The sequence below is a fragment of the Holophaga foetida DSM 6591 genome, assembly GCF_000242615.2.
In the GTDB taxonomy this organism is placed as follows: Bacteria; Acidobacteriota; Holophagae; order Holophagales; family Holophagaceae; genus Holophaga; species Holophaga foetida.
Genome location: NZ_KI912268.1, coordinates 1,343,257 through 1,358,969 on the forward strand (window position 1 = coordinate 1,343,257; position 15,713 = coordinate 1,358,969).

Below are 15,713 nucleotides of genomic sequence, written 5' to 3' on the forward strand. Positions count from 1 at the left end.
CCGGGCGCTTTTCATATCACGGCGAGACGCTTACTGCGCGCTCTGCATGATGGTCAGGATCACCGTGTTGACGATGTCCTCGGCGTTGCATCCGCGGCTGAGGTCGTTGCCGGGCTTGGCCAGGCCCTGGAGGAAGGGACCCACAGCGCTGCAGCCGCCCAGGCGCTCGGCAATCTTGTAGCCGATATTGCCAGCCTCGAGGCTGGGGAAGATCAGGACGTTGGCGTTGCCAGCCACCTTGGAGCCGGGGAACTTCTTCTGGCCCACGGCGGGCACCATGGCGGCATCGAACTGGATCTCGCCATCCACCTGGAGCTCGGGAGCGCGTTCACGGACGAGTTTGACACTCTCACGGACCTTGTCCACGAAGGCGTGCTCGGCAGATCCGGCGGTGCTGAAGCTCAGCATGGCCACCTTGGGATCGATGCCCAGCAGGGCCTTGGCGGAGGAGGCAGAGGCCACGGCGATATCGGCCAGCTGGTCAGAGTTGGGATCAATGTTCACAGCGCAGTCGCCGAAAAGCAGGGCACCCTTCTCGCCGAAACTGGCATCGGGGCTGACCATCAGGAAAGCACTGGAGACGGTCTTGATGCCCTTGGCCACGCCGATGGTGAGAAGGCAGGCTCGGACGGTCTCTCCGGTGGTATTGAGGGCACCAGCGACGAAGCCGTCGGCCTGGCCCAGCTTGACCATCATGCCGCCGAAGTAGAGGGGCGACTTCAGGGTCTCAGCGGCCTTCTCGGGGGTCATGCCCTTGTGCTTGCGGGACTCGTAGAAGGCATCAGCGAGGGTCTGCGCCTCGGGATCAGTCTCGGGGTTCCGCAGGGTGGCACCCTCGAGGGAGATCCCCAGTTCCTTGGCCCGGGCCTGCATCTTCTCGGGATTGCCAAGCACGGTCAGGCGGCAGAGGCCTTCCTTCAGGATCTTGTCAGAGGCTACGAGCGTGCGGTCATCCACGCCCTCGGGCAGGACGATGTGGCGACCCAGTCCCTTGGCGCGCTCCCCGAAGGTCTTGAACCAAGCTTGGTGATTGGCATTCATGATGGCTCCTTTCAACCCTTCCAGTCTGCCAGCTTCCAAGGGGCTTCAAGCCTCCCGGATGTAAATCTCCGGCTTTTTTACAAGCAAACCGCGCCCGGGACACCATTATCAAAATCGAACATTTCACGAGATACGCAGCTGAAACCGCTAGAATCAAAAAAAGCAGGATCCCGCCATGCCCTTCCCAGTAGACCCCCACACCCACACCATCGCCTGCTCCCACGCGTACAGCACCCTGGGGGAATACATCGCCGAGGCCAAGCGCAGGGGCATCCGCCTCTTCGCCAACACCGACCACGGCCCGAGGATGCCCGACGCCCCCCACCCCTGGCACTTCATCAACCTCAGGGTGATCCCCCGAATCGTCGACGGGGTTGGCATCCTGCGGGGCATCGAAGCCAATATCCGGGACATCGAAGGCACCCTCGACCTGCCCGGGGACAGCCCCGATGGCCTGGACCTGATCTTGGCGGCCTTCCACGAGCCGGTGTTCGCACCCAGGTCCAGCGAGGAGCACACCAGAGCCCTCATCAACGTCATGAAGCGGGGGCAGGCGGATATCATCGCCCACCCGGGGAATCCCAACTTTCCCATCGATATCGAGGCCGTGGTCCAGACAGCCGTGGACTGCAACGTGGCCATCGAGATCAACAATTCTTCGTTCAGCGTATCCCGCAAGGGGAGCAAGCCTTACTGCAGGCTTATTGCCGAAGCCGCCCGGGACCTGGGGGCCACCCTGGTCATGGGCTCGGATGCCCACTTTGCCCCCTCCCTGGGCGATTTCAGCGAAGCCAGTGAACTGATCGAAGAGGCGGGCTTCCCCAGGGAACGCCTCCTCAACACCTCGCCCAGGGTATTCCTGGACTTCCTGGAACGGCGGGGACATGCGCGCATCCCGGAGTTGATGGCCCTGCGGCAAGGATGAATGTCATTCCTGTTCTCCTGATATCTGTGCAAAGCTGGTCATTAATGCTGCCGCCATGCACTATCCCACCCTTCAAGCCGAGCGCCAAAGGGTCCTCAGATACTATTTCGAGGACCTGGAGACCATCATGGCCGAAGAAGGCATTAGAGCCTCCGACGGCTCCATTCTTGAGCGCCTGGGAGTTCGCCCCGGCAGCCTGAGCTTCGACCACTACCTCAGCGCCCTGCGAATCCTCGAAGAGGAGGCGCGCATTCCCGCCCTGGGGGCACGCCTGGGCCTGCTGAAGCGCTGCAGCACCTTCGGATTCGCGGGCCTGGTCTTCCTCACTCAGAGCACCATGAGCCGGGCGAGCCAGTTCGGCCATGACGCATTCGAGCTTTGCTTCGGCCATTACCTCCGCCTGAGCGTCAGTCTCGACGACACCTGGATGATCTCCCACTACGAGGCATCCCCTCCTTCCCTGGCCCAGAACGTCAGCCTCATCGAGCAGGCCGTCATGACCGGAGTGCGCGTCCAGTCGGAGGTCCTCCCCAGGGTGGACTGGTCGGCCTGCGAAGCCCGTTTCGCCTTCAAAGCCCCGGCCTATGCGGACCAATATGCGAAGTACATCCCCTTCCCCTGCATCTTCGAACAGCCCTGCAACGAACTGAGGGTGCCGCGGAAATGGGGGGACATCCCCTCCCCCATGGCGGACGAAGGGGTCCGGCACTTCTGCGAGGAACGATTGAAGGCCAGGCTGAAGGAAGAGTTCAGCCATTCCTATCTCGAGCGCCAGATCCGGAGGATCCTGGCGGACGCCCCATCGGATCGCCTCCCGAAGCTTCCGGAGGTAGCTGCCCTTCTGGAGATACCGGAGCGGAGCCTTAGGGCGAAGCTGGCCCTGGAGGGGACATCTTTCCGAGCCATACAGAACAGCCTCATGATCGATCGGGCCAAGCACCTGCTGGCCGAACCGGGCCTCTCCATCAAGGAGATCGCCTTCACTCTGGGATTCGCCGAGCCCCCCTGCTTCAACCGGGCCTTCATCAAGGCCATCGGCCTGGCTCCCGAGCGATACAGGAGCCAGCTTCCCGAAGCATCCAAGCCCTGATTCCTGCCGAAAAGGTCAAGCATCCACCGAAAGTACCAAGGGGTTTCATTGGAAGTCAGGATCGCTTTCCTGAACAATAATCCCAGGACATCCCCTTTATTCCAGCGTGCAGTGTGAGTGGAACGACTTCAAAATATATAGTTAAATAATTACGCAAAAACAATCGTTAAATAAACCACTTTATCATTATCGTCCCATCGACTCATTCGATGCCCAATCCATACCTGCATATACATAAAAAACAGCAAGGCAATCAACAATCACAGTTCCAGTATTCGATCAATACGATTCGAATACTCATCTCTTTATAAGGAGTGCAAACCTATGCATTCACTAAAGCTCAACGAAGAAGCTTGCACGAGATGCAGGAAGTGCGTGGACACCTGCTTCGTGAACGCCCTCAAATGGGATACGTCCATCCCCAAGGGCGCTCCGGTGCTGGCCTACCCTGCAGACTGTCAGATCTGCTGCTACTGCGAAAAGCTCTGCCCCACCCAGGCCCTGGAGATCATCCCGGACTGGGCGAGCAAGTACATCCCCAGAACCCTGTCCAACGCAAAGGGGTGGTAATCATGGCCCAGCTCGATTCCCTCGGGAAAGTCCTCTCCGCCGATATCCTCATCGTGGGGGGCGGCATCTCCGGCCTCACGGCGGCCATCACCGCCAAGGAGACCGATCCCAGCCTTGACGTGCTGCTGGTCGACAAGGCCGTGGCCAGCAAGGGCTATGCTGGCATGGCGGGCCGCACCGCTGGCCTCCTCAGCTTCGTCACCGGTGAGGATGACCCTGAAGATTTCGTCACTTACAACCTGAAGGAAATCGGCTGCTACCTGAACGACCAGGTCCTTCTTCGGGATATGGCCCACTGCAGCCGCCGGATCACCGAACAGCTGGCCACCTGGGGCGTGGAAATCCTGCACAACGAAAAGGGCAAGATCGACTACGCCAAGTGGCCCTTCCCCTGGGGCACCGCCGCCATCGATCCGGACATGTGCCTGAACATGTCCGATCACGCGAAGAAGCTCGGCGTGCGGTTCATGGACCACATCGCCGTCGTGGACCTGCTCAAACAGGGTGAACGGGTGATCGGAGCGGTCGGTTTTGAGGTTCAGAACGGCGAGTTCCACATCTTCAAGTGCAGCACGGTCATTCTGGCCAACGGTTCCCAGAACTACGACATCACCCTGCTCTGGTGCGGCACGGGCAACGGCCTGGCCACGGCCTGGCGGGCGGGCGCCGAGATGCGCAATGCCGAATTCGGATGCATGTGCGACTTCGCCCGGGTCGATCCCAAGGGCTGGCTCTATTACGGCGTCCACGGCGGCGCCCATATCGCCCACGACCACCTGCAGAATGCCAAGGGGGAAAATGTCAGCGAGAAGTATCGCCCCGGCCTGCACTCCTCCATGGACCCCGTCGCGGCCAACGCCTGGCTCCAGGAGTTCAAGCTGGGCAACGCCCCCATCTCCGTGGACGCCAGCATCTTCTCGCACCCGGCCTTCTTCAAGTTCCACCCCAAGGCCCTGGACCAGATGCACCGCGAAGCCGTCAAGGCCAACTTCCCCATGGGCCAGCCCTACCAGGTGGTGCCGGGCTTCATCGGGGAGCTGGGTTGCGTCCGGGTGAACCACCAGATGGCCACCACCGTCCCAGGTCTGTTCGCGGTGGGCAATGTCGCGGGCAGCGGCAGCGCCCGGGGCGGCGCGGTTCCGACCCCCCCGGCCAAGATCCACGGCACGGGCATCCTCAACGCCCTCTTCATGGGCAGCAAGGGAGGCCCCGCCGCCGCCCTGCACGCCAAGACGGTCAAGAGCTTCGGCCCTGGAGCCGATCTGGACCCCGCACAGGTCCAGGCCCTGAAGACCCGGATCCTGGCACCGATGGAGCGCCAGGGCAGCCTCACAGCCCACGAGCTCATCCACTAGGTCCAGGATGTGATCTCCCCGGTGGACTACAGCGTCGTCAAGACCGAGGTCGGCATGCTGAAGGCCCTGGCGGAGCTTGAGACGCTCAAGCCCAAGGTCCAGCAACTCAAGGCCAAAGACCCCCACGAGCTGTGCCGCTGCGTCGATGCCGAGGCCATGGTGCTGAGTGCCGAGCTCTTCTATCGCTCCGCCCTGGTCCGCAAGGAGTCCCGCGGTTTCCACTTCCGCGAGGACTTCCCCAAGACTGACAACGCCAACTGGCTCAAGTGGACCGTCGTCCGCAATGTGAAGGGTCAGATGGAAGTGTCCACTGAGGACATCCCCATGGAACAGTATCCCTACAAGCCCGAGTAGTCAGGCAAGGGGCCCCCTGCGGGAGAAATCCATGCAGAGGGCCTCATTTGTATTATTTTGCGCGCAGCCAATCGCCGCAGGACCTCAGGGCAAAAGTGATCCTCGCCCAGGCGAAAGGCTATCCGGTGAGCGAGATCGCCAGATATTTCCGCATCGCTCGAAGCCGGGTCACGCGTTTCATCGACTAGGCCTTCGTCACGGGGGCCATTGCGTCTATCAAGGAGCAGCGCCTTCGTGATCGCCCAGCTTTGCCTGACGATGCCTTTCCAGGCAAAGCTGGCGACACATCCCTATCGCAGAACATCCCCACTCCTGCGATGATGCTTGCCATGCGAGTGTGGCATTACGAGCTCAGCTCACCCTACGGCCCCATGTGGGCGGCCCTTACGGAACAGGGTCGCCTGAAGCAGCTGGCCTTCGGTGGCCTGGATCCCAAGGCCACCATGCCCCTGCCCCCCAAGGCCCTCCAGGAAACCTTCAGATTCCTGCAGCGCCAGCTGGATTCCTACTTCGCGGGCACCCTCCAGACCTTCACCATCCCCCTGGACCCCAGCGGCACCCCCTTCCAGGTGCAGGTCTGGGAGCGGCTGCTGAGCATCCCCTACGGGCAGACCCTCTCCTACCACGAGCTGGCCAACCGCATCGGCAACGAGAACGCCTCCCAGGCCGTGGGTACCGCAGTTGGGGCCAACCCCATCGCCATCCTGATCCCCTGCCACCGAGTCGTGGGCACCGACGGCAGCCTTCGCGGCTACGCCTGGGGCCTGGAGATCAAGGAATCCCTGCTGATCCTCGAAGGGGCGCTTGGGGGGCTGGGACTGTAGGAGCCGGGATCCATCGGGATGAAGCCTGAGGCCCCTTGAAGAACCGGGCGCTCAACTGCCGACTTTCTCCCCTGGCCAGACCTCTTCATCCCAATCAAGAAAGCTATTTTGCCGGGGATTAACGGGGATGATCCCGATTCGCAATCAATAAACTAAGCAGGCGTTCAGGCCTCCGCCATCGCATAGGATCGGTAAAAAAGCAGAATCAGCCGCGGATAAATCGGATAAACGCGGATAAAAAAAGGGTCCATGGGCGGCCCCAGGTGCCCTGGTCGACTTCTTTGAGTCGGATGCATCCTGCGCGTCTGAGGCCGAAATGGGAAGGTAAAGCTTCGCAACGCCGATAAGTGTCGCGTCTTTCGTCCGCGTGCATCCAATTTATCCGCGGCCAACATGCTTTTCTCCTCGGAGAAAGCGAGATTCTTGGCCCCCGGACCCCAGCGAACTGAACGGCCACTATACAAAGTGTGAAACGACTTCCACGACCAATGGTTTACTGGCGATCAATGTCTGCGCCCCGGGTCAATGTGAAAGCCAACTCCCACCGCTGCGCGCCACTGGCTGGACACTCTTGACCGCCCCGCGACGCGGGGTGTGCCCGAAGGCGGACCCGGCGGCGCCGCACACGTTCCGGGAGGGAGTGTCCTGGTCGACGCATCAGGCTTTTCTTAGTGGAACTTGGTGCCCTTGGAGTCTTTGTGGTGGAATTTATGCTTTTGTCTGCGAGGGCCTATGGAAACGTGAGCCCCAGGGAGGACAGGGCACCGAACTGGACGCTTTATCCCCGTCCATCCCTTTCTTTTTGGCGCCTATGTCCTTCCACACACCGGGCACCCCTGCATGCTGAAGGGCTTTTCCAGGTGGCAGGCCTCCAGCAGCGCGGCATCGGCGAAGATCTCCCGGGTAGGGCCGTCTGCCATGAGCTTCCCCTGGTGCATGACCAGGGTGCGGTCGCAGAGGTCCAGCACCAGGTCCAGGTCGTGAGTGGCGATGAGCTTGGTGTGCTGGAAGTCCTTCAGGAGTCCGATGAGCTGGCGGCGGGAACGGGGGTCCAGTCCGGCGCTGGGCTCGTCCATCACCAGGACATCGGGGCTCATGGAGAGGACCGTCGCGATGGCCGCCCGGCGCTTTTCACCACCCGAAAGCCGAAAGGGGGGCTTGTGGGCCAGGTGCCCGATCTCCACCCGGTCCAGGGCCTGCCGCACCCGGGTCTCCACATCGGCATCAGGCAGCCCCAGGTTCCGGGGGCCGAAGGCCACATCTTCGAAGACCGTGGACATGAAGAGCTGGTCGTCAGGATCCTGAAAGACCATTCCCACCGTACGGCGGATGTCCCGCAGGGTTTCCTTGCAGACTGTGATTCCGCCAATCTTCACCGCACCGGAAGTCGGCAGCAGGGTGCCGTTCAGGTGCTGCAGGAGGGTGGACTTCCCCGCCCCGTTGGCCCCGACCAGGGCCACGCTCTCGCCGTGGCGGATGCAGAAGTCGAGGCCCCGCAGCGCCTCGGTGCCATCGGCGTAGCGGTGGCAGAGCTGGACGCCTTCCAGGAGGTGATGGCTCACGACGCGACTCCCTTCAGCAAGCTTTCAAGCAGGTGCGGCAGGTTCACCAGCCGCAGCACGACCAGGACGGCCCCCCACCCCATGAGGAAGGCGGCATCCTTCGAGCGGAAGTGGGGCGGGCTCGCCCCGTGGAACTCCCCTTCGAACCCCCGGGAGAGCATGGCGACATGGACCCGCCGGGCCCGTTCCCATGTGCGAAGGAAGAGGCTGCCTGCCAGAGAACCGTATTCGGAAAGCAACAGGGGACGGCCATTGGCCCTCAACTCCCGGGCTCGGGTGATACGCAAGGTCTCCTCCAGGAGCACGAAGACATAGCGGTAGAGCAGCGCGATCTGGAGGGTGAAGACCCGGGGCAGCCCCAGCCGCTCCAGGGCCATGCAGACGCCATCCATGGAGGTGGTGGCGATGAGGATCACCGAGGCGCCCACGCACAGCGCGAAACGAAGCAGGATCGAGGCGAAGGAAAGCCAGCCCGCAGAAAGCGTCCAGGAGCCGAAGGCCACCTGGGAGCGGTCCAGGAAGGGGTTCAGGATCCCGAGCACCAGGGCGAAGGGCAGCACCATGAGCACCCGCTTCCCCACCAGACCCCAGGGCACCTCCCCCAGGGTCCCCAGGATCACCGGGAAGAGGGCGAAGGGGAGGAGACCCGACACCTCGTAGCGTCCGAAGGAGGCCACCATAAGGATAAAGAGGAGCGTGGCCAGGACCTTGGCCCTCGGATCCAGGCGGTGGATCGGCGTGTCCATGGAGGCTAGGCGGTCCAGGGCCCCCAACTCCCGCAGGTGATCGCCGAAGTTCGCCACCTCAGGCCATTTTTCGGCGGGGTCGCAGGGCGATCCCCACGCCACCTACGATGAGCAGGGTCAGAACGCCGCCCCCCACCCCAGCCAGGGAAGTCGCGCCCCGGGACTCCCCGCCTCCCTTGAAGGCGTAGTCGGGCATCAGGGCCGTCCTGGCCTGGGCGTGGGCGATCCTGCCGTGAAGGCTCTGCTCGGGAGCCTCAATCTCCTGCTGGCCGACCTTGGCCAGGGCCCATTCCAGGCCATCGGGGCGGGTCGAGGCAAACCATGAGAAACAGCCCCCGGCCACAAGAGCCATGACGGCCACCACCAGGGCCCCCTTCCATGCAGAGCGTCCCCGGGACTGGGTTTCGAGCAGTTCGGGCCGGGTCCGGGCCAGGAAGGCCACCAGGGCCAGTGTGGCCAGTCCCTCCACCAGTCCGATGGCCAAGTGGATGGGCTGCATGGCGTAGAGGAAGGCCTTGAAGGGCAGCGCCGTGCGCCCGGAAAGGATCGTCTCCAGCACCACCCCGAAGGCGCCCAGCTGGAGCCCGATGACGGCTCCCAGAATGATTCCGAGGGCGCGCCTCCCCTGTCCCGGAGCCCCCGCCAGCAGCGGACGGACGATGAGCGGATAGGCAACGAAGGCCGGAAAGAAACCCATGTTGAAAAGGTTGCACCCCAGGGCCAGGAGTCCGCCGTCCGCGAAGAAGAGAGCCTGGACCACCAGCACCGAGGACACCGTCAGAAAGGCCCCGTGGGGTCCCAGGAGAAGGGCCAGGAAGAGGGTCCCCGCCAGGTGGCCGCTGGAGCCGGTCCCAGGGATGGCAAAGTTCAGCATCTGGACGGCGAAGACGAAGGCGCCGAGGACGCCCATGAGGGGCAGGCGCCCCTCGTCCAGGGTCTTGCGCACCCTGGTCGCGCTGCGCCCCAGAGTGGCCCCGGAGAGCACCCACATCGTGGCACCGACCGCAGGGGAGAGAAGGGCATCAGCCATGTGCATGGAATGTCCTCAGATGGCAGAAGGGTTGGAAAGTTGTGCCAGAATCGGGGGGAACAGCCACCTCGCCATCCCCTGCCTACAAAATTCGGCCATCCGTACCACAAAACAACAAAACCGTAACACACAGAGGTCACCATGTCCCAGCTGGAGAGATTCGGAGTGTCCATGGAGGGCGATCTCCTGAAGCGCTTCGATGACCGCATCGCCCTCAAGGGGTATCGGACACGCTCCGAGGCCATTCGTGACCTGGTGCGCCAGGAGTTGGTGGAAAGCGCCTGGGAACAGCCCAACGCCCTGGTCTTCGGCACGGTGACCCTGATCTACGACCACCACGCCCGGGGCCTTTCCGAAGTCCTGGCGGAACTCCAGCACGACCATCACGCCTCCATCCTCTGCACCACCCACGTCCATGTGGACGCCCACAGCTGCCTGGAGGTCATCATCGTGAAGGGCACCACCGAAGTGGTGCGCCGCATCGCGGACGCCCTCATCGCCACCAAGGGCGTTCAGCACGGCCACCTGGTCTGCTCCGCCGTCGGCTAGACGAGGGGTCAAGGAGGGGCTTTCGAGGGCTTCGAGAGAGAGACGCATGGGGGCTCTGGTATGATCACCATACCTATACCCCAACCCCCAAAACCGTGCCATCTATTTTCTTCGCGTAACACACGCAGGCAGACCCAGTCGCGGCGGCCCTTTCCACCTAGGGTTACTGGTTTCTGACATTAGATATTTTTTTCTCGATTTGTAACACGTTTATTTTTTTAGTGCTACATTCCCGAATGAACCACATCTCGGTCATTCCAGGAAGGAGGCACCATGCTGAAGCTGGGATCCAGGAGAAGCCAGCCCTCCATTGCCTTCAAGCCCATCTCCCCATGGCGGGAGGAGCCAGCATTGGCGCCTCAGGAAGCAGAAGCCCCCCAGGCAATCGATATTTTCCTGGACGCGTCTCAAACCCTGCACCAGGTGCTGCAACAACGGGGCATCCACCTGGAAAGAGAACGCCACAAGGAGGTTCTGGAGCTTTTGATCCAACGGTCCATCCGTGCGCATAAGCCCCCTGCGCCAGAAGATGCCGCCCAGACCCTGTCTTTCTGGATCCTCCGGGAGACAGAGAATGCAGATGTCCCGGAATCCGCAATCCACGAGATCCCGATCTCCAATACAAAAGATGAAAACAAAACACTTAATAAAGTTTCGATATAAAAATCACTACTAATAGCACTTTTGTATTTTACGTAACACACCACATGATATGGTCATACCAGATTCAGCCCCGAAAGCTGTCAGGTTATGACCATAGCCCCCTCTCCCCAGTTGCAGATGATGGCCAGTTCCTCCATCGAGAGGGTGCCTGTTCTATCCAAAACTCTGGCATGCGACCGGAACCCATGGAAGGATGCGCCCAGTCAGGAGCAGATGGGGGAGCCCCTGCTCATGGATGCGATCTATCGGCCCCACTTGCTGGCGGACTACCAGCCCCCCTCCCGGGTTTACCCCACTCTGGCCTTCGGAGGAGCATTGGCCCTTCTGGTCGGCCTTGGAGCCATCTGGCCCTCTGTCCATGAGCAGCATGCCCCGCCGAAGACGGTGACCATCGCTCTGGGCACAACCGAATCGCCAGGCTCCTGGGAAGCGTCACCCCCTCAACCTCCAGCGGCAGTGGCAGGCGGGACTGCTGAGACTGTCAAGGCCCCCCAGACCCCAGAGGAAGTCCCAGCCCCAGTCCAGGAAGCGGCCCCTTCCGATCCCATCCACTTCTTCCCTCCGGAACCCGCCCGGGCTCTCGGAACCCCAGGTGTTCCTGGAGCGCCGGGGAGTCTCCCTGGCGGAGTCCCAGGTGGCAGGCAGGGGGGAGAGAAGGACGCGACCTCCGGTGGAGATGGCCATGGATTCAACATTTCCATTACCCCTCCCAAGGCCGATGCGACCTACCTGAAGAATCCCCACCCCATCTATCCTTCCTTCAGCCGCAGGGCCGGAGAAACCGGCACCGTGAGACTTCGGGTGCTGGTAGGAGCTGACGGCAGGGTGATCCAGCTGGAAGTTCAGCAGAGCAGCGGCTTCTCCAGGCTGGATCAGGCAGCCATGGAGGCCGTACGCCGTTGGATCTTCCTTCCGGCTCGCTGTGGCCCTGAGGCTGTCGACGCCTGGGTCGTAGTTCCCCTCACCTTCGCCCTGGACAACTGAAACCCAACCCGCACACATAGGAGCCTTTCCATGAAACACCCTGCCATCTCCCTCCTGGGAACCCTGCTGGTCGCTGCCCCCCTGTCCGCTGAGGCCCCGGCAACCCTACCCGCAGTCGTGGTCACAGACACCAAGGTTGCCCAGCCCCAGTCCCAGGTGACTCAGCATATTGACGTCCTGGACCAGGAGCAGTTGGAACAGCAGACCTCCGCTAACCGCAATATCGCCGAACTCCTCCAGTACCGCGCCGGTGTCTTCGTGGATACCCTCTCGCGCAACGATGCCAACTGGGGCTCCTTCGGTGGCATCGGACCCAAGTACAGCACCTATCTCCTGGATGGTCTGCCCATCGATTCCTTCGCCGATGCCATGAACCTGGACCCCTCGGCCTTCCAGCAGGTGGAGATGCACAAGGGGCCCGCCTCGGTCATGTATTCCAACTACCTGACCATGGACTTTGCGGGCAACGAGGCCCCCCTGGCGGGCATCACCAACTTCCTGCTCAAGGACCGCGTCGAAGGACCTGCCACCCGCCTGTCCCTGGGCTACGGTTCGTACAACACCTACACGGGACGCCTCTACCACCAGGACCGCAAGGGCAACCTGAACTACTTCTTCGGGGCTGGTCTAGAGAAGTCCGACTACACGGACTATGGCACCCAGCCCTCCTGGCTCAATTTCACCAAGGATCCCGAGTATCAGAAGACCAAGCTCTACGCCAAGGTGAGCTACCTTTTCGACCGGGAGGACCACCGGATTTCCCTCTTCATCAACCACACCCAGCATGAGGGCGACGCCGGTCGTCCCAACCGGGACTATAACCACGGCTACGACACCATCAACCTGAACTACTTCAACCAGTTCACCCCCGCCCTGAGCGTCCACTTCAAGACCGGGTACCGCAGCTACGATAGGCGCTGGGCCGAGGACAACTACCCCACGAACCTGGCCCTCCGGGAGCACGACGGCGTCCAGCAGAAGATCATCCCCACGGACCTGACCTTCAACTACAGGCATGGGGGCAACAGCCTCCTGACCTTCGGTGCCGATTCCCAGTTCGCCACCTACCACACCTATGCCGAGGTGAACGGGCTCCAAAGCACCGGCAACGATGTGAAGGCCAGTTCCATGGGGCTCTTCGCCCAGGAAAAGCTGGTGGTGGACAAGTGGGTCTTCCGGGCGGGAGGTCGCTTTAACCGCACTCACCACGAGTACGACATCATCAGCGGGGGCGCTCCAGGGATTTCCGATAACTCCTGGAACAAGTTCCTCTGGAGCCTGGGGGCACGCTACAACGCCTCTCCGGCCCTGGCCATCTACGCCAATTCCGGTTCCAGCTTCGTGGTGCCCTCCGCGAAGGCCGTGGGCGGCACCCTCCTCAGCTCCGACCTGGGCGTGACCGGAAAGAACGGCCAGCTCCCCAACCCGGATCTCAAGCCCGAAAGCGGCATCGGCTCGGATATCGGCCTGGACCTGAGGCCCCTGCGCACCCTGAACATCGGCGTCAGGGCCTTCTACAACACCGTCAGCGACATGATCCTGGACAACACGGTGAGCACGACGCCGTCCCAGACCAAGTCCATCAATGCCGGGAAGGCCAAGTCTTACGGCCTGGAACTCTCGGCGGAGCAGTTCGTCGGCAAGGGCCTCCAATGCTTCGGGAACATGACCTGGACCCGCTCCAAGGTGGAGAACCCCCAGGATACGGACCAGGACGGCACTGAGATCACCTTCGTGCCCAACTACGTGGCCAACCTGGGCCTCAGCGCCGAACTGCCCTGGGGCATGCAGGTGTCGCCCTATCTCCACATGGTGGGCAAGTACTACGACAGCACCTCCCGCAGCGGCCGCGCCCAGTTCGGCCCCTACCAGGTCTTCAACTGCAAGCTCACGCAGTCGCTGGTCAAGAATGCGGACTACGCCCTGAACTGTTCGGCAGAGGCCAACAACCTCTTCAACCGCACCTACGCCATGCCCTGGCAGTTCCAGGACCCAGGCCGCAACTTCTCCGCCAATCTTGAATTGAAGTTCTGATGAACCCCAGACTCTGCCGCGCGTTCCTGCTCTGGCTCCTGTTGTGCCCCCTCCTCGCGGGGGGGCCGCTTCAGGTGCGGGATTTCCGAGGAAAGACCCTGTCTCTCCCCCGGCCAGCGCGGCGGATCGTCTGCCTGATGGAAAGCGCCCTCAGCGGTCTCTACATGCTGGGGGCCCAGGAACAGGTTGTAGGCGTGCCTGCCCAGGTCTACCGGCCCCCGGTCCAGGTCTGGTACGCCGCCCTGGATGATCGTCTCCGCCAGCGGCGACTCCCGGCCCCCGGCAACTGGGACTTCGTGAGCCTGGAGGGGGTCATCGCCATGCGTCCGGACCTGGTGATCCTCTGGTCCAGCCAGGGGGAGGCCATTGCGGCCCTGGAAAGTCGGGGGATTCCGGTCTACGGCATCTTCCTCAAGTCCCGGGAGGACCTCTACCGGGAGATCCGGGACCTGGGCACCCTGACGGGACACGGCTCCCGGGCGGAGGAACTGGTGGCCTATACCCAGGCAGAAGTGGAACGCTTCGCCCGGCGCACCCGCCGGATCCCAGCGAACCAGCGTCCTGGGATCTACTTCATGTGGGCCCAGGGGAAGATGGAAACCTCCGGGGGCGGCAGTACCGTGGATGACCTTCTCACCCTGGCGGGGGGCCGGAACGTCGCTGGTGACATTCCCAGAGAGCACGTCACCGTAGGCATGGAGCGGCTTCTGGGGTGGAACCCGGATCTGATCGTGATGTGGAACAACGAGCGCCTGATTCCAACCCAGGTCATGGGAGACCCCCAGTGGAGGAGCGTACAGGCTGTCCAGAAGGGGCGTATCCACATGCTGTCGGAGGTCTTCCTCTGCGACCTCTGGACTCTGAAATACCCCTTCGCCATCAAGCAGGTGGCCCAGTGGTGCCACCCGGGGCTCTTCCGGGACCTGGACTTGGCCCAGGAGGAGCAGGCCATGCTCAAGCGCCTCTATGGCCGGGAGCTGAAACGATGAAACGCCTTTCTCCCGGGCTCTTTGCCGCTTTGGCCATTCCCGTTGTGCTGGCCTCCCTTTTCGTGGGGCCCTCGGACCTGGTCCAGGCCCGGCACATCGCCCAGGCCCTCACCCATCCCTTCAGCCTCCCCGGAGACGAGACTTTGGCCATGGCCCGGGAGATCCTCCTTCAGGTGCGCCTGCCCCGTGTGCTCCTGGCCTTCCTGGTGGGGGGTGCCCTCACCACCAGCGGCCTCTCCCTTCAGGCCCTGGTGCGCAACCCGCTGGTCTCTCCGGACATCCTGGGCCTTTCCTCCGGTGCCGCCTGTGGAGCGGCCTTGGCCCTGGCCTTGCCCGGCATCCCCCTTCAGCCTGCATCCTTCCTGGGGGGCCTCCTGGCAGCGGGGGCTTCATACCTCCTGGCCCTGAACCGTCGGGGCCTTTCCATTCTCTCCCTGGTGCTCTCCGGAATCATCGTAGGGGGCGTCTGCACGGCCATCCTGACCCTCATCCAGGTCTGGGTGGACCCCTTCAAGCTCCAGACCATCGTCCACTGGACCATGGGCAACCTTCATCTGGCGAGCTGGGAGAAGCTCCGCTCGGCGGCCCCCTTGATCCTCCTGGGCCTGGCGGGGCTCTACTTCATGCGCTGGCGGATGAATGTGCTGGCCCTGGGGGATGAAGAGACCCGAGCCGTGGGCCTCAACCCCGAGCGGGAGAAGCTCTTCGTGCTCCTTCCCGCCACCCTGGTGGCCTCGGCCTCGGTGGCCGTGGCGGGCATCATCGGTCTGGTGGGTCTGGCGGTGCCCCACATGGTGCGCATGGCCGTGGGGCCGGACAACACCCGCGCGGTCCCAGCCTCTTTCCTGGCCGGGGGCATCTTCCTGGTGTTGGTAGACGATCTGGCCCGGGCGATCACCACCTTTGAGCTGCCGGTGGGAATCTTCACCACCCTCATCGGCGGCCCCTTCTTCATCTACCTGCTCAAGCGCTCTGGCGCGGCTTTCGGGGAGTAGCC

General features: G+C 62.6%; 16 protein-coding genes. 12 read left to right on the top strand and 4 right to left on the bottom strand.

Going from position 1 to position 15,713, the window contains the following annotated elements:
* Positions 1 to 30: 30 nt before the first annotated feature.
* The gene (gene pta, locus HOLFODRAFT_RS0205750; protein WP_005036717.1) at positions 31 to 1,041 is read right to left on the bottom strand and encodes a phosphate acetyltransferase; all 1,011 of its coding nucleotides are present in this window, start codon (positions 1,039 to 1,041) and stop codon (positions 31 to 33) included.
* Between the two features lie 175 nt (positions 1,042 to 1,216).
* Between pta and HOLFODRAFT_RS0205755 the strand changes: the two genes are divergently transcribed.
* The 6 genes from HOLFODRAFT_RS0205755 to HOLFODRAFT_RS0205780 all read left to right on the top strand — a co-directional run bounded on the left by HOLFODRAFT_RS0205755 (position 1,217) and on the right by HOLFODRAFT_RS0205780 (position 6,159).
* A complete protein-coding gene (locus HOLFODRAFT_RS0205755) occupies positions 1,217 to 1,966 on the top strand; it encodes a phosphatase (protein ID WP_005036716.1) in 750 nt (249 codons plus the stop codon).
* A 55-nt stretch (positions 1,967 to 2,021) separates the two neighbouring features.
* Entirely contained in the window at positions 2,022 to 3,056 is a 1,035-nt protein-coding gene (locus tag HOLFODRAFT_RS0205760; RefSeq protein ID WP_005036714.1) for a helix-turn-helix domain-containing protein, read from the top strand.
* A 324-nt stretch (positions 3,057 to 3,380) separates the two neighbouring features.
* Entirely contained in the window at positions 3,381 to 3,626 is a 246-nt protein-coding gene (locus tag HOLFODRAFT_RS24775; RefSeq protein ID WP_005036713.1) for an ATP-binding protein, read from the top strand.
* A gap of 2 nt (positions 3,627 to 3,628) precedes the next feature.
* Positions 3,629 to 4,981 (top strand): FAD-dependent oxidoreductase, encoded by a 1,353-nt coding sequence (locus HOLFODRAFT_RS0205770; protein ID WP_005036711.1) that lies wholly within the window; start codon positions 3,629 to 3,631, stop codon positions 4,979 to 4,981.
* 21 nt (positions 4,982 to 5,002) lie between these two features.
* Positions 5,003 to 5,335, top strand: a complete 333-nt coding sequence (locus HOLFODRAFT_RS0205775; RefSeq protein WP_026939077.1) for a hypothetical protein — start codon at positions 5,003 to 5,005, stop codon at positions 5,333 to 5,335.
* A gap of 329 nt (positions 5,336 to 5,664) precedes the next feature.
* Positions 5,665 to 6,159: a methylated-DNA--[protein]-cysteine S-methyltransferase gene (locus HOLFODRAFT_RS0205780; protein ID WP_043485780.1), complete on the top strand. Its 495-nt coding sequence runs from the start codon at positions 5,665 to 5,667 to the stop codon at positions 6,157 to 6,159.
* 809 nt (positions 6,160 to 6,968) lie between these two features.
* Here HOLFODRAFT_RS0205780 and HOLFODRAFT_RS0205785 read toward each other — a convergent pair.
* The 3 genes from HOLFODRAFT_RS0205785 to HOLFODRAFT_RS0205795 are packed head-to-tail and all read right to left on the bottom strand — an operon-like array spanning position 6,969 to position 9,503.
* Positions 6,969 to 7,721, bottom strand: a complete 753-nt coding sequence (locus tag HOLFODRAFT_RS0205785) for an energy-coupling factor ABC transporter ATP-binding protein (RefSeq protein WP_005036706.1) — start codon at positions 7,719 to 7,721, stop codon at positions 6,969 to 6,971.
* On the bottom strand, positions 7,718 to 8,524 hold the full coding sequence (cbiQ, locus tag HOLFODRAFT_RS0205790) for a cobalt ECF transporter T component CbiQ (RefSeq protein ID WP_005036705.1): 807 nt from the start codon (positions 8,522 to 8,524) through the stop codon (positions 7,718 to 7,720). The genes HOLFODRAFT_RS0205785 and cbiQ overlap by 4 nt, the downstream gene beginning before the upstream one ends.
* 1 nt (position 8,525) lies before the next feature.
* The gene (locus tag HOLFODRAFT_RS0205795) at positions 8,526 to 9,503 is read right to left on the bottom strand and encodes an energy-coupling factor ABC transporter permease (RefSeq protein WP_005036704.1); all 978 of its coding nucleotides are present in this window, start codon (positions 9,501 to 9,503) and stop codon (positions 8,526 to 8,528) included.
* A 135-nt stretch (positions 9,504 to 9,638) separates the two neighbouring features.
* Here HOLFODRAFT_RS0205795 and nikR point away from each other — a divergent pair, with 135 nt between their 5' ends.
* The 6 genes from nikR to HOLFODRAFT_RS0205825 all read left to right on the top strand — a co-directional run bounded on the left by nikR (position 9,639) and on the right by HOLFODRAFT_RS0205825 (position 15,711).
* Positions 9,639 to 10,046, top strand: coding sequence for a nickel-responsive transcriptional regulator NikR (gene nikR / locus HOLFODRAFT_RS0205800; protein WP_005036703.1), 408 nt, complete (start codon positions 9,639 to 9,641; stop codon positions 10,044 to 10,046).
* 273 nt (positions 10,047 to 10,319) lie between these two features.
* Positions 10,320 to 10,709 carry a hypothetical protein gene (locus HOLFODRAFT_RS0205805; protein WP_005036702.1) on the top strand — a complete coding sequence of 130 codons (390 nt, stop codon included), beginning with the start codon at positions 10,320 to 10,322 and terminating at the stop codon, positions 10,707 to 10,709.
* 87 nt (positions 10,710 to 10,796) lie between these two features.
* Complete coding sequence (locus HOLFODRAFT_RS25045; RefSeq protein ID WP_052572487.1) at positions 10,797 to 11,693, top strand: energy transducer TonB; 897 nt, start codon at positions 10,797 to 10,799, stop codon at positions 11,691 to 11,693.
* Between the two features lie 30 nt (positions 11,694 to 11,723).
* Entirely contained in the window at positions 11,724 to 13,727 is a 2,004-nt protein-coding gene (locus tag HOLFODRAFT_RS0205815) for a TonB-dependent receptor plug domain-containing protein (protein WP_005036698.1), read from the top strand.
* Positions 13,727 to 14,716 carry an ABC transporter substrate-binding protein gene (locus tag HOLFODRAFT_RS0205820; protein ID WP_005036697.1) on the top strand — a complete coding sequence of 330 codons (990 nt, stop codon included), beginning with the start codon at positions 13,727 to 13,729 and terminating at the stop codon, positions 14,714 to 14,716. Before HOLFODRAFT_RS0205815 ends, HOLFODRAFT_RS0205820 begins: the two co-directional genes overlap by 1 nt.
* Complete coding sequence (locus HOLFODRAFT_RS0205825; protein WP_005036696.1) at positions 14,713 to 15,711, top strand: FecCD family ABC transporter permease; 999 nt, start codon at positions 14,713 to 14,715, stop codon at positions 15,709 to 15,711. Before HOLFODRAFT_RS0205820 ends, HOLFODRAFT_RS0205825 begins: the two co-directional genes overlap by 4 nt.
* The last annotated feature ends 2 nt before the right edge of the window (positions 15,712 to 15,713 follow it).